We start from the raw sequence: 19767 nt of genomic DNA, 5'->3' as shown, positions 1-19767 counted from the left end.
CGCCGCTGTCAAGCCCCCGAACAGGAGGATCGATGAAGTTCCGCAAGCTCGCCGGCTCCCACGCCGGCCGCATCGTGCTCGCCGCCGTGCCCGTCGCCGTGGTGTCCACGCTGCTGATGACCGGGGTCGCGCAGGGGGCCGTCCCCGTCTCGTTCGCCGTCTCCGGCAGCCAGTTCCAGATCAGCGCCTCGAAGCTCGACGGCACCGGCTTCTCGCAGTACGCCGGCGTCGCGCCCGACACCACGGGCAAGCAGCACCAGGTCGCGATCGCCAACATCAAATCGGCGACGCTCGCCGACCTGTGCCAGTCGGTCGTCAGCGACACCCCGCTCGGCAAGGTGGGCGTGCTGATCACCGCGGGCGGCGGCGGCAACCCCGCCAGCGCCTCCGACCTGCAGATCGGGATGACGGACCTCGCCGGCGACGCCGAGTTCCACAACATCCGCATCGGCGTCGACGCCTCGACGGTGAACACCACCGCCAAGGGCAGCGCGGGCGACTTCGCCCAGGACTCCGACACGGTGACCATCTCGCACCTGCAGCAGACCGCGTGGAGCACGCAGGCCTCGGTCTTCACGCTCACCGGCATGCACGTGCAGCTCACGGACGGGTCGAAGGGATGCTTCTGAACCGCCCGGGGACGACGCACGCGATGGCCGCGACCGAGCCGGGGACGCCCGAGGAGCCGACGCCGGCGGACGAGCACGCCGACCCGGACGTGTCCGCGCTGCTGACGCCGGAGGATGACGCCTCGGCGGCCGCCGGTCCCACCGCGGAGTCGGCTGATGACACGGCGGAGCCCGCAGCGTCCGACGACCGCACGGCCTGGCAGCGCTTCCGCGCCTGGCGCCGCAGCCGCCCGTTCGTCGGCGGCCTCCTGACAGCGCTCGGCGGGATCGAGATGTTCTTCTCCGGACAGCTCGACATCGGCCGCATCCACATCCAGCTCGGCATCGAGGGCCTGCAGGCGACGATCATCCCGATCCTGCTCCTGCTTCTCGGCATCCTGGCCGTCGCCATGCCGGCGCACCGGGTCTTCTACGGCGTGATCGCGCTCGCGATCGCGGTCTACTCGCTCGTCGGCGTCAATCTCGGCGGCTTCTTCATCGGCATGCTGCTGAGCACCATCGGCGGCATCCTGACGGTGGCGTGGATGCCTCCGGAGCAGCGCGGCGAGCGCCGTCGCCGCGGCCGCCGCCGCGAGGGCGTCGCTGCGGACGACGCCCCGGCGGAGGAGACCGCGTGACGGGCCGCGCACGGATCCCCGGCGGCGTGCTCGCGGCCGGCCTGGCCTTGGCGGGGGCGCTCACCGGGCTGGGCGCCGCCCCGCTGCCCGCCGATTCGGCGCGCACGACGGCCCCGGCCTCGCTCTGCATCCCGATCTTCACCTCGTGCGACTCGTCGTCGTCCACCCCGAGCCCGTCGCCGTCGTCCGGCTCGCCCTCCCCCGGGCTGCCGCTGCCCGGCCTGCCGGCCACGCCGGGGACACCGGGCACACCCGCGACCGGCAGCCCGACACCGACCCCGGTTCCGACGCCGGCCTCGCCCGACGGCTCCGCGCCGGTGTTCACGCAGCCGCCCGCGCAGCTCGGCAGCAACTCGCTGTCCTTCTCCGGTCTCAAGGGCGTCAACCTCGTGACCGTGCCTCTGGCGGACGGCAGCCGCATCCCTGTGCTGAAGATCTCGGCGGACTCCATCACCATCCAGGGCTTCAGCCTCAACGTGCGCAAGCAGACCGGGCCGGTCCTGCTGACCACGGCGGACACGATGACGTTGAGCGGGAACGTGCAGGTGTACCTCGACTCCGCGACCGCGACGCTTCCGGACGGGACGCCGCTCACCCTCGGCGCATCCACGCCGCCGCCGAACAGCACCCTGCCCGGCCAGCTCCTGCGCGTGACGCTCGGCCTGGTCGGAGCGACCGCCGACTCGATCGTCTACACGAACACCAAGCAGCACCTGTCGGAGTGAGCACTCCGCTTCGCAAAGGGGTCGCAACACGCCGTTATGCGGTGCGGATGGCGGCGTGTTGCGACCCCCGTCCGGCCGGGCGGGCGGCGGTCAGCGCCCCTTGCGCAGCCGGCGCCGTTCGCGCCGGCTGAGCGCGGCCAGCGCCTCCGCCTCCGCGCGCCGGTTCGCCTCGGCCTCGCGGAGGCGGGCGTCGCGGCGCTCGGTCCAGCGCGCGACCTCCTCGTCGGCGTCGCGGGTCGGCGTGACGACGGGCGGACCGCCCTGCAGCTGCCGCCGAGCGTTCACCACCCGGCGGTTGAAGTCGTCCACATGATCGCGGACCGCTCGCTCGGAGGCGAGCCGGTCGAGCGTCGCGTCGAACTCGGCGTGCTCCGTCCGCAACGTGAGCGCGGGCGGCCCGAGGCCGGTGAGCTGCTCGCGCTCGATCTTGCGCCGGATCCACCAGTCCGGGTCGTGCGTGCCGGTGAGGCCGGGCAGCGGTTTGCCCGCTCCGGGGAGGTTGTCGAAGTCGCCGCGGCGGATCGCCTGCTGGATCGCGTTCTCGATGACGTGCGACCGCTGGTCCATCGTCGGTTGCCCGGCGTTCGCCTCCTCGACCTCCTCGCCCCGCGCCTGCGCGTCGCGGCGCAGGCGGTAGCGGGCGGCATCCACCCGCGCGTCGGGCTCCGGGCGCTGGCGGTCGTCGGCCATGCCGCCAGCCTACGCCGCGGCGTGGCCGCTGGATTCCCCGCCCCACCCGGTTGACAACCCTGCCACCGCGAATAATGTGTGCACTAAGCAACCGGATGGCAGGCCGGACCGCATGGGGGCGGACGGCAGTACTGCATTCCCGGTGGGCGATGGTCCGGCCCGTGGCAGGTCGGACCATCGCCCGGCTTTCTCCCCTTCCGGCTGTGGCCCGTTCAGGCTGTGGCCGTCAGGGAGAGGCCGTCCGGATCGTTCGGACCGGTCTCAGAGAGGCCGGATGTTGGAGGCCTGCATCCCCTTCGGCCCCTGGGTGAGGTCGTACTCGACCTTCTGGTTCTCCTCCAGCGTGCGGTAGCCCTGCGAGGAGATCTCGCTGAAGTGGGCGAAAACGTCGGCGCTGCCGTCATCCGGGGCGATGAACCCGTACCCCTTCTCCGCGTTGAACCATTTGACGGTGCCTGTAGCCATCGTGTCTTCCTTCGTTGTCTTCTCCGCCCGCTCGATCGAGCGCACGGCACTCACAGGCTACTCTCTGCCGCCTTGTTAGCATTCATCGGTGCAGTCCGAGAGCAACGCCATCGCCGGCCGGATCGGCGACAACATCCGTGAGCGTCGGGAGCGGAAGCTCTTCCCGCTCGACGAGCTGGCCCGCCGCGCGGACCTGGCGGAGCACACGCTGTGGCGGTTCGAGCGCGGGACGATGATGCCGACGGTGCTCAATCTCGTGCACCTGGCCGACGCGCTGGAGTGCCGGCCGGGCGACCTGCTCGACGGCGTGTCCGCGGCACTCGGCGAGGAGCCGACGTCCGGGGCCTGAGCCCGGCGCCTCAGTCGTAGCCGAGCCTCAGTCGTAGCCGAGGATGACGACCTCGGCGTCGCTGCGGAATCCGCCGCCGCCGAGACCGAGGGCGCCGCCGAGCCCGAGGGGCGCCCCGGGCGCTGACTCTGCGGGATGGACCAATGTCCGGTCTTCCTCGACGACGATGGCGGTCATGTCAAGGATGGTAGGCGCGCGACACCGGCGTCAGAATCGACACCGTGTCCAATGTGCGGCTGCCGATCGACACCGTGTCCACTTCCGCGGCCGCTCTCCACCAGCACCCTGGAAGCCGCGGGGCCCCACGGAGTACAGGAAGTGTTCCTTCAGAATTTCCCGACTTTCCCGAATGCCCCCTTCCTGGGGGTGGACGTGTCGTGCCAGAATCACTGAATCCGCTGCCGCCCGGCGGCGCACCAAGGCCCGAACACGCTGACAACGACGCCACGAAGGAGAGCCTTATGACCGACATCATCGCACCCGCGGCCGTCCGCGCCGCCCTCGATCATGCCGTCGCCGCCGCGGGGGAACGCCACAGATACGCGTTCCCGGAGGACGGCCTCGTCCGGTTCACCTGGGACGCCGACGGAACCGGACGCGGCGACCTCATCGGCGAAGCGCTCCGCGAGCTCGCGCCGGCGGTCTACGAGCACCTGGCGACCGTCGAGACGGCCGACCCGGGGCAGCCCGTCGAGTCGGTCCTCGACCTGGCCGAGCACGGCCTCAGCGTCCCGTTCGCCACCGTCGCCGCGCTCGACGAGGCGCGGGCGATCGAGGACGCCGGCGGGACCTGGGGCGAAGCGCTCGCCTGCTTCGACGAGACCTACTTCAACTCGCCGGCGCTCGCCGGCTGAGGCCCGCCCGCTAGGCGAGCGGGTCGTACTGGAACTCGCGGACCTCCTGCGCGCACCGGCACGCGGTCGCGATCTTGGCCGCCCACTCCAGCGCGGCGTCCCGGGTCGGGAGGTCGAGGATGGTGAACCCGCCGTCCATCAGCCGGGTCTCCGGGTACGTCCCCGCCGACACCGTCCCGTCGCCGGACACCAGCACCGTACCGACGCCCTCGTCGATCCCGCCGCCGAAGACGTACACGCCGGCGTCCTGCGCCTCCCGGATCACGGAGTGCGCGGCGTCGGACACGGCGGGCAGCTCCTCCTCCGTCACGTGCATGGCGGAACCGGGGAACGAGATCATGAACTTCGTCATCGGACGACTCCCTCGCAGTTGGTCGGGCTTCCCGGTCGCGACTCTACTCGCGCCGCGGCGGCCGTGTCTGCCCGGGTGAGGTCCAGCCGTCGTCAGGCGCGCGATTCCTGCGAGACGCGCCGCAGGGTGGTGAAGCAGCCCAGCACGGCGAACAGCAGCGCGAGTCCCACGGTCGGCAGGTAGGCCTGCCACAGGTCGCCGTTCGTGAAGAGGTTGTCGGCGAACAGGCTCCAGACCCGCGAGTCGGTGAGCGCGTCGCCGAGCGGGATCTTCAGTGTGGAGATGAGGTCGCTGTAGATCCCGGCGAGCAGGGACAGCACCAGGGTCACGGCGACGATGGCGATGATCCCCCAGAACGCGCCGCGGGTGACGCGGGCCTTCGACCCGAACCGGTAGAGCCGGACCGCGCCGATCGCGACGCCCCAGGAGACGATCGAGGCGATGAAGCCGATGTTCCAGAGCACCGTCCAGGCGATGACGCCGGCGGGGATGATGAGGAGCGCGAGCGCCAGGCCGCGACCGACCCGCTCGGCCTGCGTGAACGGCTGAGGCGCGGGGACGGACTCGCCAGCGGGCGCCGCCGCGGCCGTGGGAGCCTGTCCGTCCGGCGCAGGCGCGAACTCCCCGTACTCCGGCGAAGGAGCGGGTAGGGGCGGCAGGCCGTCCGGTGCGGGCTGGATGCGGTCGTCGGTCGCGTCGGTCACGCGTGCTCCCCCTTCGAGCGTCACCCTGACGCACGGGGGACAGCCTGGCAGAGGACCGCCCGCGGAATCGATCGGGGCCGCTCCCCCAGTTCGGGGCGGGGCCGTCGTCGGCGCGGCCGTCCTCACATCGTGGGACGCATCCCGCCGTCGATCACCACGTCGGAGCCGGTGAGGTTGCCCAGCACCGGGCTGGCGAGCATCGCCACCAGCGCGCCGACCTCCTCCGGAGTGGTGAACCGCCCGGTGACCATCGCCTGCTCCGCGCCGTGCCGCACCTCCTCCGGGGTGCCGCCGCCGGCGGCGGAGACCGTCTCGGCGACGCCGCCCGCGCCCAGCCACAGCGCGGTCGCGACGGGGCCGGGGCTGATCGAGTTCACCCGGATGCCCCGCGGGCCCAGCTCCTTGGACAGCGACTTGGTGAAGCTCAGCAGCGCGGCCTTCGCCGCGCTGTAGTCCATCACGAGCGGATCGGCGAGGATCGCGTTCTCGCTCACGACGTTGACGACCGCCCCGCCGTCCGGGATGAGGTCCAGCAGCGCGCGGGTGACGCGCACGGCCGCGAGCGCGTTGAGCTCGTACGTGCGCAGCCAGTCGTCGTCGGTGATGGAGGCGAACCCGCCCGGCCGCGGCGGTGCGGAGCCGACGTTGTTGACCAGGACGCCGATCGTGCCTCCGGAGAGGGCGGCGAGCTCGTCGCGCAGCTGCGCGATCGCGTCGGGAGACGAGAGGTCGGCGGGGCGGAAGCGGAAGCTCCCGGAGCCCGCGGCGCCGGCCGCGTCCTCCAGCGCGCGCGACTCGTCGGTGGGGGTGCGCGCCACGCCGACGACGGTCGCGCCCTCCGCGAGCAGCGCCCGGGCGGCCGCGAGCCCGATCCCGCGGCTGGCTCCGGTGACGACGGCGAGGGTGTCGGAGAGTCGAAGGTCCACGCCGCGAACCTAGTGCCTGGAGTGCGGGTGCGGCCAGACCCGTCAGCGCTGACCCGTCAGCGCTGACCCGTCAGCTCTGACCCGTCCGGCTCAGCAGCTGTAGTCGAGCACGTCACCGGCCTGCACGGCGTAGCCGCCGACGATCACTGCGCGGGTGGCCCCGCTTCCGACGAGCCCGGTGAACGAGGCGACGGGCGTGCAGCTGCCCCTGGTCAGCAGGAGCGGCCCGGGCTGCGCCCCGGCGAGCACGGCCGTCGAGAGGGCGTCCGGGAACGCGGCGCCGTTGGCGAAGTAGGCCGTGCGCGACGGGAGCGCGGCGGCGAGCGCCGCTGCCGTGCCGAACCGGTCGCCTCCCGCCGCCCGGGTCACGGCGATGCCCGCGGAGGCGAGGTCGCTCTGGATCCCCGGCGACACACTGACCGGGCCGCCGGCGATGGTCACGTGCGTCGTCCCCCAGCCGCTGAGGGCGGCGCGGGTCGCCGGGTCGAGGGCGCCGAGCCGGCCGTCCGTGAGCAGCACCGGGCGGCCGGTGGACGCGGCCGCCGCGGCGGCCGCGAGCGCGTCGGGGAACGCCGCGCCCGTGACCAGGAAGAGGTCGGGGACGCTCGCGCCGAAGGCGTCGGCGACGACCGCGCGGGAGACGGCGAACCGGTCGGAGCCGGCGATCCGGTCGACGGTGGTCGCGAACGGCAGCGCCTTCAGGTCGGCGACGACCTGGTCGGACAGCGCGTTCGTGCCGCCGACGACGACGATGCGCGCCGGGTGGAGCCGGACGAGCTCGGCCGCCACCCGGGTGTCCAGCGCCCCCGGCATCGTCAGCAGCAGCGTGCCGTGCAGCTTCGCGGCGGCAGCGCCGGCGGACAGCGCGTCGGGGAACTCGATCCCGGACGCGATGTAGGCCACGGGCACGCCGGCCGTCCCGTCCGGGTACGCCTTCTGCGACGCCGCGACGGAGGTGGCGAACCGGTCGGAGGCGGACACCCGGTCCTGCGTGGTGAGGGGCGGGGCGACCTGGAGGTAGTCGGTCGCCTGCTCGATCACGACGCCGGGGAGGACGGTGGTGACCATCCCCCGCACGTAGCTGCCGATGAGGTCGAGCGTCGTGGTGAACGACGTTCCGGTCGCGCCGGGGACCTGCGACCACCAGTTGTGCGGGATCGGCACGCCCGAGACGTTCTGGCTCCACCACGAGTAGCGGTCGGAGCCGCCGCTCGGGGTCGAGAGGCCGAGGGTCAACGCGGACCCGGCGGTGGCCGCCCCGGTCAGTGCGGGCCGGAACGCGGGTCGCTGCGAGGGGATGTTCACCGTGGTGCAGGAGAGCCCGAGCGCGCTCTCGGGGTAGGCGGCGAAGCTGTAGAACCGGAGGCACACGTTCAGCGCGCCGGTCCTCGGCGCGAGCGTGTGCACTTCGAAGCCCTGGTTCGGCCCGACCGGGTAGTTGCGGGCGACATCGGGCCGCGGGTAGTCGAACGAGCCGTACTCGGCCCACGCGACGGTGGTGCGGCTCCCTCCCGCTCCCGGCGTGTAGAGCTCGACGCCGGCGGGATCGGCCGCGTCCCCGTTCGACCCCGGCCCGTTGAGGTCCCCGGCCCAGCCGACGATGTGCAGCAGCGGCCGGTCGTCCTGCCCGTCGTACTCCACCGAGATCGAGTCGATGGAACCGATCGCCGCCAGCGTGTGCAGGTTGTACGCGGCCGCGGGCGCGACCGCCCCGAGCGCGACCACCGCGGCGACGACCGCAGCGACGCCGACGACGGACGTGAGACGTGAACGCAAGCGCATGGCCAGGCTTCCCCCCGCGACGCCGACCGCCGGCTCCCCCTCGCCCGCCCGGTTGCGCGCGTCCTGTCGCTCCGGCACAGCTTAGGGGGTCGGGGGCGGGGTCCGCGAGCGATGGCGCGCCGCGGCGAGGGGAAGACTACGCCGCGTCCCCGAACCACCGCCGAAGCGACCCCGCCAGCCCCGCCTGTCCGTCCCCGATCCAGGCCACGTACCCGTCCGGCCGCAGCAGCACCGCGGGCTCCTCGATCGGGAGGGACGCGTCCGCGACGACGCCCACCCGGTCCGCCCAGCCCGCGACCGTCAGCGCGCCCGTGCGGTCGAGCAGGAGGCCGCGGCCGTCGCGGAGGCGCTCGAAGAGGCGCTGCTCCCGGCCGGAGGCGTCCCGGAGCGGCAGGTCGCGGAGCCGCCTGCCGAGCAGGGCGGGTCCGTCGCCGAGGTCGTAGCGGATGCCGAGGCCGCTGACCTGCTCGGCCAGGTAGTGGCCGACGCCGTCGATCTCCATCAGGTCGGTCAGCAGCCGGCGCACGGCCTGCGGTCCCGGCTCGGGGTCGATCAGCACGCTCTGGGCGCGGGTCAGGGTGAGCACCTGCTCGGCGACGGGTCTGCGCTCGGTCTCGTAGCTGTCCAGGAGGCCCTCGGGCGCCCGGCCGTCCAGCTGCGCGGCCAGCTTCCAGCCCAGGTTGAACGCGTCCTGGAGGCCCAGGTTCAGGCCCTGGCCGCCGAGCGGCGGGTGGACGTGCGCCGCGTCGCCGGCGAGGAGCACCCGGCCCACCCGGTACCGGTCGGCGAGGCGGGTGGCGTCGGTGAACCGGGACAGCGCGCGCGGCGAGCGCGCGCCGAAGTCCGTCCCGGCGTAGGCGCGCAGCTGGGCGCGGAACTCGTCCAGCGTCGGCGGGACCGTGCGATCCTCCGCCACCGTCGCCGCCGGCACGACCGCGCGGAACAGCCCGTCGGCGGCCGGCCCGATGCCGAAGCCCCTGTGGGTGCGGCGCACCTCCTCCGACAGCGCGGCCACCTCCTCGGCGGGCATCGTCACCTCGACCTCCCCGAGCAGCCACTCCGTGCGCGCCGCCTCGCCGGGGAACCCCACACCGAGCAGCCGGCGCACCAGGCTCCTGCCGCCGTCGCAGCCCACCAGCCACCGGGAGCGGAGCACGGCGCCGTCCGCGCGCACAATCGTCACCACGTCGTCCTCCTGTTCCACGCCGGTCAGCTCGGCCCCGCGCAGCACCTGCGCGCCCTGCTCGACGGCGTGCTCCTCCAGCAGCCGGTCGGTGCTGGTCTGCGGGATGCCGAGGAGGTACGCGTGGTCGCTGTCCAGCTCCACCGGGCGGGGCGGAACGATCCCGGCGAACCGCCCGACGCCGTCGGGATACCGCCGGCCCAGTGCGAGGAAGCGGTCCAGCAGGCCGCGCTGGTCCAGGATCTCCACGCTGCGCGGGTGCAGGCCCAGGGATCGCACGAGCGGGCTGCGCTCCCGCTCGCGCTCCAGGACGACCACGTCGACCCCGCGCAGCCGCAGCTCGGCGGCGAGCATCATCCCGGTCGGGCCGCCGCCCGCGATGACGACGTCATGGATCTCCGCTCCGTTCGGCACCCGTCCTTCCTAGCCCACCGCTCGCCGGAGGTCCAGGGCGGCGCTCAGCTCGGCGGGTTCTCGAGCGTCACCGAGGTCGTCTTCGTCTCGCCGCCGCGCACATAGGTGACGTCGACCTTCTGGCCCGCCTTGGTGGTCATGACCGTCTGGACCAGGGTGTCGGCGTTGGTCGCCGGCTTGCCGTCGATCTCGGTGATGACATCGCCCTGCTGGAGGCCTGCGGTCGCGGACGGGCCGCCGGCGACGACCGAGACGACGTAGAGGCCGTCGCTCACCTTCAGCTTCTCGGCGGCCGCGGGCGGGATGGGCGCGACCGAGATCCCGAAGTACGGGTAGGTGACATGGCCGGTCGCGATGATCTGGTCGACGATGCTGTGCGCGAAGTCGGACGGGATCGCGAACCCGATGCCGACACTGCCGCCGCCCGACTGGCCCGCGGAGTTGGGGACCGTCGCGATCGCCGAGTTGATGCCGATCAGGTCGCCGGAGCAGTCCACCAGCGCGCCTCCCGAGTTGCCCGGGTTGATCGAGGCGTCGGTCTGGATGGAGTTGGCCAGGATCGCGGTCTGCCCGTTGTCGCCGGGCACCGGGACGGTACGGCCGAGGGCGCTGACGATGCCGGAGGTCACCGTGCCGGACAGGCCGAGCGGGGCGCCGAGCGCGACCACCGGCTGCCCCACGACCACCTTCGCCGAGTTCCCCCACGGCACGGTCGGCAGCGAGGACGACGCGGTGACCTTCAGCACCGCGAGGTCCGAGCGCGGGTCCCGGCCGACGAGCGTCGCCGGCGCGTCCGCGCCGCCGGAGGTGAGCACCGAGATTTTGCCGCCGTCCACCGCGCCGGAGATCACGTGGTTGTTGGTCACGATGTACCCGTCGGAGCTGATGATCTCGCCGGTGCCGGTCCCGCCGCCCGCCGAGCCGATCGCGGAGACCGTGACGACGGCGGGGAGGACCTCGTTGGAGACGGTGATCGCGTCGCAGGCGCTGACCTCCTGGCCGGCCGTCCCCGTCGTCGCGGAGGTCGCGGTCGTGGTCGCCGAGGACCGGCCGATCCCCCAGCCCAGGAAGACACCGGCGGCCAGGGCGACCACCACCGCCACCACCGCCCAGACCCAGCCCAGCCGACGCGGACGCCGCGCCGGAACGTTCGAACTCATCACGCCCACCCCCAGGAGACAGGGCCGACGCCCCGTGCTGGCAGCCGGTCTACACCCAGGCGCGGCGGGGCGGCAACAGGTCCGTCGGCCGCCTGCCCGCGACCGGCCGGCTCCTCACGGCGAGCGCGTGGGGAGCCGGCCGTCCGTCACACCGTCCCCGCGCCCCAGAACTCATCGAGCCGCTTGGCGGCGGCCCTGCCCTGGTCGTAGCCGGCCCGCGCCGAGGCGGGGCGCCGCGAGAGGTCCATCATCTGCTCGCCGAACGCGTCGAGGGAGGCCTCGTCGGGCAGGATCGTCTCGACGGCGCTGCCTCCCGCGCGCAGCTCCTCGACCTGCGCATCGAGCTGCATGCCCCACTCCTCCGGGTGCCGGTTGCGGCCGCCGAAGGGCGACAGCACCAGGACGCGCCGGTAGCCGGCCGCGAGGTCGGCGTTCTCGTTCCGCCGGTAGCCGCCGTCGATGTACCACCCGTCGCCGATGGCGTAGGCGAAGCCGCTGGAGCAGCTGGCCGCGACCGCGTCCGCGAGCGAGACGCCGCTGTCGCGATCGAACGCCACGCCTTCGCCGCTGCTCGCGTCCACGGCGGTGAGCAGGATGCGCTGCTCGGGCCAGTCCTGACCGGGCAGGCGGGAGGCGACGGTGGCGCGCCACTGGGCCTGGCGGCCGGGGTCGGCGCCGTCGGCGAGCTCCCTGGCCCAGGCACCCATCCGGCGGCGCATGTCCGCGGCGTCGGAGGACGAGGCGATGATGCGGCCGGTGACCTCCAGCTGGCTGGAGACGGAGCCGGCCACGCCGCGAGCCACATCGGGGCCGGCGCCGGGCCTGGTAGAGCCGGGCGCTCCGGCTCCGGGCGCTCCGGCTCCGGGCGCTCCGGCTTGGGGCGCTCCGGGCCGCTGCGGCGGCGGGGCGTCGACGATCGCGGCGTACAGCTCGGCCGGCGGCGCGCTCGTGAGCTGCGCCGCGGCCGTCGATCCGGCCGAGGTGCCGACGACGAGGTCGGCGCGGGTCACGTCGAGACCGCCGGCGAGGAGGCCGGCGACCACGCCGATCTCCCAGGCGTTGCCGGAGGACCCGCCGCCGTGCAGGACGAGGGCCCGCTCGCGCCCGGGGGCGTCCGAGGGCGGGAAAGGATGCGGAGAAGAGTGTGCGTTCATGGGAGTCGCCTTTCGCGAACGTGCGGTTCGGGGCTCCCGGCGACGGCTACGGGCGTCGCGCGATCGTGCGCTGCAGGGGAGCACCCACTACGGATACTGCGGTCATGGGTCTCACCTCCTGCGTTCGGATCACGATCGGGAGAACGTTAGCACGACGGCCCGAACCGTCGCGGAAAAAAGTTCTTGCGCTTTCGGGCGGCCTCTGTCTATTGTGTGCTTTATCGATTGAGCACTCACCCGGTTCAGCGACCTGCACGATGCTTTATCGATTGAGCGATCACAGACACACAGTTCCGTCATGCTTCATCGATTGAACGAGTGCTTTATCGTTTGAACAACTGCTTCATCGTTTGAGCATCCGCTCCCACGGACAACGAGCTTCACGAACGACAGGAGGGCACCGATGCCGAAGACGCGAGACGCACGCTCGACGGTCACGCTGAAGGACGTCGCCGAGCGGGTCGGCATCACCTCCTCCGCCGCCTCGATGGCGCTCGCGGACCACGCCAGGATCAGCTCCAAGACCAAGGCGGCCGTGCGGCAGGCCGCGCAGGAGCTCGGCTACGTCCCCAGCTCCGCCGGCCGGGCGCTGCGCAACCAGCGCGCGGGCGCGGTCGCGCTGATCGTGCCGAACACCTCGCAGCACGTCTTCGGCCACAGCTACTTCATGCACGTGCTCACCGGCGTCTCCGACGCCGCGAACGCGCACGACAGCCAGGTCATCGTCTCGACCAACTCCGACGCGGAGAACGGCGTCGCCGCCTACGAGCGGGTGGTGCGCTCCCGCAGCGCGGACGGCGCGATCGTCACCAGTTCCGCGGTCGACGACTTCCACGTCGAGGAACTGGTCGCCTCCGGCCTCCCGGTCGTGCTGATCGGCAACTTCCCCTACCTCCCCGGCTCGGTGAGCATCGGCATCGACGACGTCGCCGCGACCCGCACGCTGACCGAGCACCTCATCGACGTGCACGGCCGGCGCCGGCTCGTGCACGTGACCGGCCCGCTCGACCACCAGACCGGCCTCGACCGGCGCGAGGGCTTCCTCGAGACCGTGCGAGCGCGCGGGATCGAGGCCGACTCCCAGATCGTCCACGGCGAGTTCAACGAGGAGTCGGGCCGCGCCGCGGTCGCCGCCGTGCTGGCCGAGGGCCGGGAGGTCGACGGCATCGTCTTCGCCAACGACGACATGGCCTTCGGCGGCCTCCAGGAGCTCAAGCGCGCCGGTCGCCGCGTCCCGGAGGACATCTCGATCGTCGGCTTCGACGACTTCGGGCTCGCCCGCGTGACCACCCCCGGCATCACCACCATCGCCGTGCCCGCCGAGGAGATGGCCCGCCGCGCCACCGAGCGCCTCTTCGACCTCGTCGACGGCCGGTTCGAGGGACCGGCGCACGAACAGCTCGGCGTGACGTTCGTCGCCCGGCGCTCGTGCGGCTGTCCCGACGCCGCCTGACCGGCGCAGCCGCCCCGGCCCGGTACCCGCTCCCCGCCGCCTACCCGCAGCACCCCCATCACCGCAGCACCTCCCGCATCACCGAAGCACATCCCCCGCCCCCCCTCCCCACCCCTCATCTGCATTGCTCAAAGGAGAACATCGATGAAAATCCGCAGATCCCTCGTCGTCGCCGCCGGTGTGGCCGCGTCGATGCTGGCGCTCACGGCCTGCTCCGGCACCTCCGGCTCGGACGCCGGCGGCAAGGTCACCCTCACCGTCTGGACCGGGTTCACCGGCGGCGACCGTCCCGGCTACGACACGATCGTCAAGGACTTCAACGCCTCGCACCCGGACATCCACGTCAACATGGTCGTCCAGCCGTGGGACACGATCGCCCAGAAACTGCCGTCGGCGTGGCTGACCGGCCAGGGCCCCGACATCGCGACGCCGTCCAGCGACCCGAACGCGGTCGCCCAGTTCGTGAAGACCAACTCGGTCCTCGCGATCACGAACACCGGCTCCGGCGACACGAAGATCAACACCGACCAGCTCGCGCCGGGCACGGTCAAGGAGTTCACCTACGACGGCAAGCTCTACGCGGTCCCGGCCAACTTCGCGACGCTCAGCCTGTACTACAACAAGAAGGCCTTCGCGGCGGCCGGCATCGCCAACCCGCCCGCCACGGTCGCGGAGCTTCAGGACGACGCCAAGAAGCTGACGCTGAACGGCGGCCAGACCCAGTACGGGATCTCCCTCGCCGACAACCAGACCATCCAGATGTGGCCGATCCTGCAGTGGCTGGAGGGCGGCGACATCGTCGACGCGAAGGGCTGCAGCGTGCTGCAGACCAGCGCGGGCCAGAAGAGCCTGTCGACCTGGAGCGACCTGGTCGTCCAGGACAAGATCTCGCCCGTCGGACAGACCGGGGCCATCGCGGACTCCCTGTTCGCAGCAGGCAAGGCCGCGATGGAGATCAACGGCCCGTGGGCTGCCCCCGGCTACAAGGCGGCCGGCATCGACCTCGGCATCGCGAAGGTCCCGGTCGGCGTCGACGGCTCCAGCGTGACGCTCGGCTCCACCGCCCCGCTCGCGGTCTCGGCCAAGACGAAGTACCCGCAGCAGGCGCAGGAGTTCCTCGCCTACTGGACCAGCAAGACCGCCCAGGAGAAGTTCTCGCTGCAGACCGGCTTCCCGCCGCTGCGCACCGACCTCGCCGACGACGCGAAACTGAAGGCCGACCCGACCGTGTCGATCTTCACCTCGCAGGTGCCCGACTCGCGGCTGTACCTGCCGCACGTCACCAACGCCACCCAGGTCGACGCCAACGCGTACGTGCCGCTGATCGGCCAGATCACCCGCGGGACGTCCGTCGCCTCCGCCACCGCCGACGCCGCCAAGACGATCGACAACCTGACCGGGTGCAGCAAGTAGTGAGCACCCACACCACCGAGCCCGCCCTGTCCCGCCCCGTGCGGGACGGGGCGGGACCCGTCCCCCGTGAGGCCGAGCCCGCCGGGCGCCGGCACGCAGGCGCGGACACCGGTCCGCGCCGCCGCAGGCGCCGGTTCCAGCCGGCCTGGCTGTTCATGGCGCCGAGCCTGGTCATCCTGGGCGTGTTCGTCCTGTTCCCGATCCTGCAGACACTCTACTACAGCTTCTTCGACTGGACCATCGGGGCGTCGACCCAGACCTTCCTCGGCTTCGGCAACTACATCAAGCTCTTCCAGGACCCGCAGTTCTGGAACGCGCTCGGCGTCACCCTGGTCTTCACGGTGTTCGCCGTGGTCTTCCAGATCACGCTCGGCTTCGGCTCCGCGCTGCTGCTGCTCAAGGACAACCTGATCACCCGGATCGTCCGCTCGGTCTACTTCTTCCCCACGATCGTCTCGTTCGTCACCATCGGCCTGGTCTGGAAGTTCCTGCTCGACCCGAGCATCGGCCTCGTCGGCGGCCTCACCCAGCTCCTCGGCCTCCAGCCGGTCGCCTGGCTGCAGTCGGCCTCCCTCGCGCTGCCGAGCGTCATCTTCGTGGCGGTCTGGCGCAGCGTCGGCTTCGCCATGATCCTCTTCGTCGCCGCGCTCAAGGCGGTGCCCGCCGAGCGCTACGAGGCCGGCCGCCTCGACGGCGCGAACAACCGGCAGCTCACGCTGCACATCACCATCCCGAGCGTGCGGCCGACCCTGCTGTTCGCCACGATGATCCTCACCATCCAGTCGCTGCAGGTGTTCGACCTCGTCTACGTGATGACCGACGGCGGCCCGGTGTTCCGCACCGACAGCCTGGTGAACCTCATCTACCGGGACGGGTTCGTGAACTACCAGACCGGCTATGCGTCGGCGATCTCCTGGGTCCTCTTCGCGATCATCATGCTGCTCTCGCTCCTCCAGCTCAGATTGTTCAGGTACAACGATGTCGACTGAAACCGGTGTCCGCGCCCGGCGGTCCAGCGGCCTGTCCGCCCTCGCCGCGTCGTCCAAGTGGATTGTGCTTGTGATCGGCCTGCTCTTCGCGATCGTCCCGTTCATCTGGATGGTGTCCGGCTCGTTCCGCAGCGAGAGCGACCTCTTCGGCAATCCGGCCTCGCTCTTCCCGACCTCGATCACCCTGCACGGCTACCTCGGCGTCTGGGAGCAGCTCCCCTTCCTGCGCCTCCTCGGCAACACGTTCCTGTTCGCGGGCGTGACCACCGCGGCCACGCTGCTGTTCGACTCGCTGTGCGCCTACGCGCTGGCCCGGCTGAAGTTCCGCGGCCGCAACCTCGCCTTCATCCTGGTCATCGCCACGCTGATGGTGCCGTTCCAGGTCACGCTCATCCCGGTCTTCATCGAGCTGTTCCACTTCGGCTGGCTGAACACCTACCAGGGGCTGATCGTGCCGCGCGCCACCAGTGCGTTCGGGATCTTCCTCTTCCGGCAGTTCTTCATCAGCATCCCCACCGAGCTCGACGAGGCAGCCAGGATCGACGGGGCCGGCCACTTCCGGATCTACTGGCAGATCATCCTGCCGCTGGCCAAGCCCGCCATCGCGACCGTCGCGATCCTCAACTTCATGAACCTGTGGAACGACCTGCTCTGGCCGCTCGTCGTCACCAGCGACCCGAACATGCTCACGCTGCCCGCCGGGCTCACGCTGTTCGGCGGCCAGCACGTGACCGACCACGCGGTCCTGCTCGCGGGAGCGACGATCTCCCTCATCCCGATCGCCGTCGCGTTCTTCTTCGCGCAGAAGTACTTCGTGGCCGGCGTCGCCACGACGGGGCTCAAGTGACGGCCGCGGGGCTGGGCCCCGGCGAGTTCGCCTGGGCGGCCGGGATCGAGGACACCTGCGTCTACCCGCCGGAGCACTTCGCGATGGCCGACCTGGACGAGTACGACCTCACCGAGCACACGGAGCACTGGCGGGACGACCTCCGGGCGGTCCGCGACCTCGGCGCGACCGTCGTGCGGTACGGCGTGAACTGGCCGCTCGTCCACACCGCGCCGGGAGTCTTCGACTGGACGATGCTCGACGAGCGCCTCCACTACGCCGCCACGGAGCTCGGCCTCACCGTGATCGCCGACCTCGTGCACTACGGCACGCCCACCTGGCTGCGCGCGTCCTTCGCGGACGAGCGCTACCCGCGGACGGTGGCGGAGTTCGCCGGCGCGTTCGCCGCCCGGTACCGCGGGATCGTGGACCACGTCACCCCCCTGAACGAGCCGCTCACCACGGCGTCGTTCTGCGGCCTCCGCGGCGTCTGGCCGCCGTCGCTGACCGGCTGGGACGGCTGGACGGCCGTCACCCTCGGCGTCGTGGAGGGGATGGCGGAGACGATCCGCGCCGTCCGCGCGGCCAACCCGGACGCGACCATCGTGCACGTGGAGGCGTCCTCGCTGTACCGGTCGGACGACCCGGGGCTCGCCGCGCACGCGGCGCTGCTGGAGGCGGTCGGCATGCTGCCGACCGACCTCCTGCTCGGCCGCGTCGACCCCTCCCACCCGCTCCACGCCTGGCTGCTGGGGCACGGCGCGGCCCCCGACCGGCTGGAGCGGCTGACCGCCGCGCCGCCGGCCGTGGACCTGCTGGGCGTCAACTACTACCCGGACCTCTCCCCGCGCACCCTGGTGCAGCGCAGCGACGAGGTGGCGCAGGTGGCGACCAACCGCTGGAGCGACGGCCTCGCCGACAGCCTCCGCGCGTTCTCCGCCCGGTACGGTCTCCCGATGCTGATCACCGAGACCAGCATCGAGGGCGACGACGGGCTCCGGTCCGCGTGGCTGGACGACTCGGTGCGGTCGATCGCGGGCCTGCGCGCGGAGGGCCTGGACATCCGCGGCTACACCTGGTGGCCGGTCTTCGACTTCGTGGACTGGTCGTACGCCTCCGGCGGCCGCAACGTCGAGGAGTTCGTGGTGGACGACGACGTCGTCGCCGCGCGCCAGCGCTCCGGCGACGGCGCCCGCTCGAAGACGCCGTTCCTGCGGCGGATGGGCGTCATCCGGCTGGACGAGCAGGACGACGGCCGGCTGGCCCGGGTGCCCACCGCCGCGGCGGAGCTGTACGCGCGGCTGGCCGCGGAGTCCGGCGCCGAGAAGGCCGGGGCGGAGGTCGCCGATGAGCTCGCGCTCTGAGTCGGTGTGCTCGGGGCCGGTCCGCTCGGAGCAGGTCCATCCGGAGCCCGCCTACGACGGCTACTTCGCCGACCCGTTCCTCACCCGCTTCGACGGCGGGTTCATCGCCTACGGGTCCGGCGACGACCGCGCGCTCGACGGCACGGAGACGCGCGCGTTCGAGGCGCTCCGCTCCCCCGACCTCGTCAACTGGACGAGCGCGGGCGGCGTGCTGGAGCGGCTGGACCCCTCGCTCGGCGACGCCTACTGGGCGCCGGAGGTCGTGGCGAGCGACGGCGCCTACTGGATGTTCTTCTCCGTCGGCCACGGCATCGCCGGGCACCACCTGCGGGTGGCCCGCGCGGACTCCCCGCTCGGGCCATTCGTCGACCAGGGTGTGAACCTCACCCCGGGCGAGTCGTTCGCGATCGACGCGCACCCGTTCCGGGACGCCGACGGCAGCTGGTACCTGTTCTTCGCACGCGACGTCCTCACCGGCACGCGACCGGGCACGCACCTCGCGGTGCTGCGCCTCGACGGCATGACCCGCGCCGGCTCTGACCCGGTCGCCGTGCTGGCGCCGGACGCCGACTGGCAGCTCTACGCACGCGCCCGCCGGATGTACGGGCGCACCCTCGACTGGCACACCCTCGAAGGGCCGGCCGTCGTCCGGCGGGACGACCAGTACCACCTGTTCTTCTCCGGCGGCTCCTGGGAGGGCGACGGCTACGGCGTCTCGGTGGCGACCGCGCCGCATCCGCTCGGTCCCTGGACGCACGAGCCGCGAGCGGCCGCCGACGTCCTCAGCACCGGACTCACCGGCCTGCTCGGGCCCGGCCACAACTCCGTGCTGCGTCTGGACGACGGCGCCGACCTGATCGCGTTCCACGCCTGGGACGCCGGCGGCGGCAAACGTCAGCTGTTCATCGCGCCGCTTGACTGGTCCGGCGGCCTGCCCAGGGTGGTACTGGCCGGGCCTGGCTCCGCCGCCGGGCCCGGCGGAGCATGGAGGGCGTGAACACCACCACTGCACTCGTGACCGGAGCCACCAGCGGAATCGGGAAGGAGATCGCCCGCCGGCTCGCAGCCCAGGGCTGGAACGTCCTCATCGGTGCCCGCGACCGCGCGCGCGGCGAGCAGACCGCAGCCGAAGTCGGCGGCGCCGTCCTCCCGCTCGACGTGACGGACGCCGAGAGCGTGGCCGCCGCGGCGGCGGCCGTCCCGACGCTGGACGTCCTGGTCAACAACGCGGGCATCTCGCTGGACATCGCGGACGTCGTCACCGACGTGGACGTCGACGTGTTCCGGCGCACCTACGAGACCAATGTGTTCGGCGTGGTCGCGGTGACCAACGCGTTGGTCCCCGCGCTGCGCCGCTCCGCGCACCCCCGGATCGTCAACATCTCCAGCGGCACGGGCTCGCTCACCTGGAGCACCGGGCCGAACCCGCAGTTCGACCACGTCGCGGCTTCGTCCGGACGCGGCGCCGCGTACCGTTCGTCGAAAGCCGCTCTGGACGGCCTGACCATCTTCTACGCGCACGCCCTCGCGGCGGACGGCGTCAAGGTCAACGCGCTGGCGCCAGGCCTGCGGGCCACCAACCTGAACCCGCGCGCCGCGGCCGCCGGCGGCGACCCCGCCGAGGCGGCGGAGGCCGCCGTGCGCCTCGCCACGCTGCCCGACGACGGGCCGAGCGGACTGCTGTTCTCCTGGGACGGGACGATCGCGCCCTGGTGAGC

General features: G+C 72.3%; 22 protein-coding genes. 12 read left to right on the top strand and 10 right to left on the bottom strand.

Features of this window, described 5'->3' with window-relative positions; translation table 11 throughout:
• The first annotated feature begins 32 nt into the window (after positions 1-32).
• The 3 genes from HNR13_RS08065 to HNR13_RS08055 are packed head-to-tail and all read left to right on the top strand — an operon-like array spanning position 33 to position 1971.
• Complete coding sequence (locus tag HNR13_RS08065) at positions 33-629, top strand: DUF6230 family protein (protein WP_179605269.1); 597 nt, start codon at positions 33-35, stop codon at positions 627-629.
• Positions 620-1246: a DUF6114 domain-containing protein gene (locus HNR13_RS21545; RefSeq protein WP_246312734.1), complete on the top strand. Its 627-nt coding sequence runs from the start codon at positions 620-622 to the stop codon at positions 1244-1246. The genes HNR13_RS08065 and HNR13_RS21545 overlap by 10 nt, the downstream gene beginning before the upstream one ends.
• Positions 1243-1971, top strand: coding sequence for a hypothetical protein (locus HNR13_RS08055; RefSeq protein ID WP_343063494.1), 729 nt, complete (start codon positions 1243-1245; stop codon positions 1969-1971). The genes HNR13_RS21545 and HNR13_RS08055 overlap by 4 nt, the downstream gene beginning before the upstream one ends.
• Before the next feature lie 90 nt (positions 1972-2061).
• Here HNR13_RS08055 and HNR13_RS08050 read toward each other — a convergent pair whose 3' ends face one another.
• Together HNR13_RS08050 and HNR13_RS08045 are read right to left on the bottom strand one after the other, a co-directional pair.
• Complete coding sequence (locus HNR13_RS08050; RefSeq protein ID WP_179605268.1) at positions 2062-2661, bottom strand: DnaJ family domain-containing protein; 600 nt, start codon at positions 2659-2661, stop codon at positions 2062-2064.
• Positions 2662-2922: 261 nt separating this feature from the next.
• Positions 2923-3126, bottom strand: coding sequence for a cold-shock protein (locus tag HNR13_RS08045; RefSeq protein WP_179605267.1), 204 nt, complete (start codon positions 3124-3126; stop codon positions 2923-2925).
• Between the two features lie 88 nt (positions 3127-3214).
• Here HNR13_RS08045 and HNR13_RS21540 point away from each other — a divergent pair, with 88 nt between their 5' ends.
• A complete protein-coding gene (locus tag HNR13_RS21540) occupies positions 3215-3475 on the top strand; it encodes a helix-turn-helix domain-containing protein (protein ID WP_179605266.1) in 261 nt (86 codons plus the stop codon).
• A 27-nt stretch (positions 3476-3502) separates the two neighbouring features.
• Here the strand turns inward: HNR13_RS21540 and HNR13_RS08035 are convergent, their stop codons facing one another.
• Positions 3503-3652 (bottom strand): hypothetical protein, encoded by a 150-nt coding sequence (locus HNR13_RS08035; RefSeq protein ID WP_179605265.1) that lies wholly within the window; start codon positions 3650-3652, stop codon positions 3503-3505.
• 284 nt (positions 3653-3936) lie between these two features.
• Between HNR13_RS08035 and HNR13_RS08030 the strand changes: the two genes are divergently transcribed.
• On the top strand, positions 3937-4329 hold the full coding sequence (locus tag HNR13_RS08030) for a hypothetical protein (RefSeq protein ID WP_179605264.1): 393 nt from the start codon (positions 3937-3939) through the stop codon (positions 4327-4329).
• 10 nt (positions 4330-4339) lie between these two features.
• Here HNR13_RS08030 and HNR13_RS08025 read toward each other — a convergent pair whose 3' ends face one another.
• From HNR13_RS08025 to HNR13_RS07995, 7 genes are all read right to left on the bottom strand, one after another.
• Positions 4340-4681, bottom strand: a complete 342-nt coding sequence (locus HNR13_RS08025) for a YciI family protein (protein WP_179605263.1) — start codon at positions 4679-4681, stop codon at positions 4340-4342.
• A 92-nt stretch (positions 4682-4773) separates the two neighbouring features.
• On the bottom strand, positions 4774-5385 hold the full coding sequence (locus HNR13_RS08020) for a hypothetical protein (protein ID WP_343063493.1): 612 nt from the start codon (positions 5383-5385) through the stop codon (positions 4774-4776).
• Between the two features lie 122 nt (positions 5386-5507).
• Entirely contained in the window at positions 5508-6311 is an 804-nt protein-coding gene (locus tag HNR13_RS08015; RefSeq protein WP_179605262.1) for an SDR family oxidoreductase, read from the bottom strand.
• Positions 6312-6401: 90 nt separating this feature from the next.
• Positions 6402-8171: a cell wall-binding repeat-containing protein gene (locus tag HNR13_RS22015; protein ID WP_179605261.1), complete on the bottom strand. Its 1770-nt coding sequence runs from the start codon at positions 8169-8171 to the stop codon at positions 6402-6404.
• Positions 8172-8229: 58 nt separating this feature from the next.
• On the bottom strand, positions 8230-9672 hold the full coding sequence (locus HNR13_RS08005) for an FAD-dependent monooxygenase (RefSeq protein WP_179609239.1): 1443 nt from the start codon (positions 9670-9672) through the stop codon (positions 8230-8232).
• A 62-nt stretch (positions 9673-9734) separates the two neighbouring features.
• A complete protein-coding gene (locus HNR13_RS08000) occupies positions 9735-10850 on the bottom strand; it encodes a S1C family serine protease (protein WP_179605260.1) in 1116 nt (371 codons plus the stop codon).
• Positions 10851-10996: 146 nt separating this feature from the next.
• Positions 10997-12004 carry a patatin-like phospholipase family protein gene (locus HNR13_RS07995; RefSeq protein ID WP_179605259.1) on the bottom strand — a complete coding sequence of 336 codons (1008 nt, stop codon included), beginning with the start codon at positions 12002-12004 and terminating at the stop codon, positions 10997-10999.
• A 403-nt stretch (positions 12005-12407) separates the two neighbouring features.
• Here HNR13_RS07995 and HNR13_RS07990 point away from each other — a divergent pair, with 403 nt between their 5' ends.
• The 7 genes from HNR13_RS07990 (at position 12408) to HNR13_RS07960 (ending at position 19765) form a co-directional block, all read left to right on the top strand.
• Entirely contained in the window at positions 12408-13457 is a 1050-nt protein-coding gene (locus HNR13_RS07990; RefSeq protein ID WP_179605258.1) for a LacI family DNA-binding transcriptional regulator, read from the top strand.
• 144 nt (positions 13458-13601) lie between these two features.
• Positions 13602-14870: an ABC transporter substrate-binding protein gene (locus HNR13_RS07985; protein WP_179605257.1), complete on the top strand. Its 1269-nt coding sequence runs from the start codon at positions 13602-13604 to the stop codon at positions 14868-14870.
• Entirely contained in the window at positions 14870-15859 is a 990-nt protein-coding gene (locus tag HNR13_RS07980) for an ABC transporter permease subunit (RefSeq protein WP_218881195.1), read from the top strand. The genes HNR13_RS07985 and HNR13_RS07980 overlap by 1 nt, the downstream gene beginning before the upstream one ends.
• The gene (locus HNR13_RS07975; RefSeq protein WP_179605256.1) at positions 15849-16706 is read left to right on the top strand and encodes a carbohydrate ABC transporter permease; all 858 of its coding nucleotides are present in this window, start codon (positions 15849-15851) and stop codon (positions 16704-16706) included. Before HNR13_RS07980 ends, HNR13_RS07975 begins: the two co-directional genes overlap by 11 nt.
• The gene (locus HNR13_RS07970) at positions 16703-18049 is read left to right on the top strand and encodes a glycoside hydrolase family 1 protein (protein ID WP_179605255.1); all 1347 of its coding nucleotides are present in this window, start codon (positions 16703-16705) and stop codon (positions 18047-18049) included. The genes HNR13_RS07975 and HNR13_RS07970 overlap by 4 nt, the downstream gene beginning before the upstream one ends.
• Positions 18033-19046 carry a glycoside hydrolase family 43 protein gene (locus HNR13_RS07965; protein WP_179605254.1) on the top strand — a complete coding sequence of 338 codons (1014 nt, stop codon included), beginning with the start codon at positions 18033-18035 and terminating at the stop codon, positions 19044-19046. Before HNR13_RS07970 ends, HNR13_RS07965 begins: the two co-directional genes overlap by 17 nt.
• Positions 19043-19765 carry an SDR family NAD(P)-dependent oxidoreductase gene (locus HNR13_RS07960; RefSeq protein WP_179605253.1) on the top strand — a complete coding sequence of 241 codons (723 nt, stop codon included), beginning with the start codon at positions 19043-19045 and terminating at the stop codon, positions 19763-19765. Before HNR13_RS07965 ends, HNR13_RS07960 begins: the two co-directional genes overlap by 4 nt.
• Positions 19766-19767 lie beyond the last annotated feature (2 nt).

It is taken from the genome of Leifsonia shinshuensis (genome assembly GCF_013410375.1).
GTDB classification, from domain to species: Bacteria; Actinomycetota; Actinomycetes; order Actinomycetales; family Microbacteriaceae; genus Leifsonia; species Leifsonia shinshuensis.
The sequence above is the reverse complement of the archived record's forward strand: the minus strand, read 5'-3'. Positions and strand labels throughout refer to the sequence as shown.

What these genes read in the sequence shown, in the direction of transcription:
- HNR13_RS08065 (WP_179605269.1), top strand. Translation starts at nt 33, where the DNA reads ATGAAGTTCCGCAAGCTCGCCGGCTCCCACGCCGGCCGCATCGTGCTC.
- HNR13_RS21545 (WP_246312734.1), top strand. Translation starts at nt 620, where the DNA reads ATGCTTCTGAACCGCCCGGGGACGACGCACGCGATGGCCGCGACCGAG.
- HNR13_RS08050 (WP_179605268.1), bottom strand. Translation starts at nt 2,661, where the DNA reads ATGGCCGACGACCGCCAGCGCCCGGAGCCCGACGCGCGGGTGGATGCC.
- HNR13_RS08045 (WP_179605267.1), bottom strand. Translation starts at nt 3,126, where the DNA reads ATGGCTACAGGCACCGTCAAATGGTTCAACGCGGAGAAGGGGTACGGG.
- HNR13_RS08035 (WP_179605265.1), bottom strand. Translation starts at nt 3,652, where the DNA reads ATGACCGCCATCGTCGTCGAGGAAGACCGGACATTGGTCCATCCCGCA.
- HNR13_RS08030 (WP_179605264.1), top strand. Translation starts at nt 3,937, where the DNA reads ATGACCGACATCATCGCACCCGCGGCCGTCCGCGCCGCCCTCGATCAT.
- HNR13_RS08025 (WP_179605263.1), bottom strand. Translation starts at nt 4,681, where the DNA reads ATGACGAAGTTCATGATCTCGTTCCCCGGTTCCGCCATGCACGTGACG.
- HNR13_RS08000 (WP_179605260.1), bottom strand. Translation starts at nt 10,850, where the DNA reads ATGAGTTCGAACGTTCCGGCGCGGCGTCCGCGTCGGCTGGGCTGGGTC.
- HNR13_RS07995 (WP_179605259.1), bottom strand. Translation starts at nt 12,004, where the DNA reads ATGAACGCACACTCTTCTCCGCATCCTTTCCCGCCCTCGGACGCCCCC.
- HNR13_RS07990 (WP_179605258.1), top strand. Translation starts at nt 12,408, where the DNA reads ATGCCGAAGACGCGAGACGCACGCTCGACGGTCACGCTGAAGGACGTC.
- HNR13_RS07985 (WP_179605257.1), top strand. Translation starts at nt 13,602, where the DNA reads ATGAAAATCCGCAGATCCCTCGTCGTCGCCGCCGGTGTGGCCGCGTCG.
- HNR13_RS07975 (WP_179605256.1), top strand. Translation starts at nt 15,849, where the DNA reads ATGTCGACTGAAACCGGTGTCCGCGCCCGGCGGTCCAGCGGCCTGTCC.
- HNR13_RS07965 (WP_179605254.1), top strand. Translation starts at nt 18,033, where the DNA reads ATGAGCTCGCGCTCTGAGTCGGTGTGCTCGGGGCCGGTCCGCTCGGAG.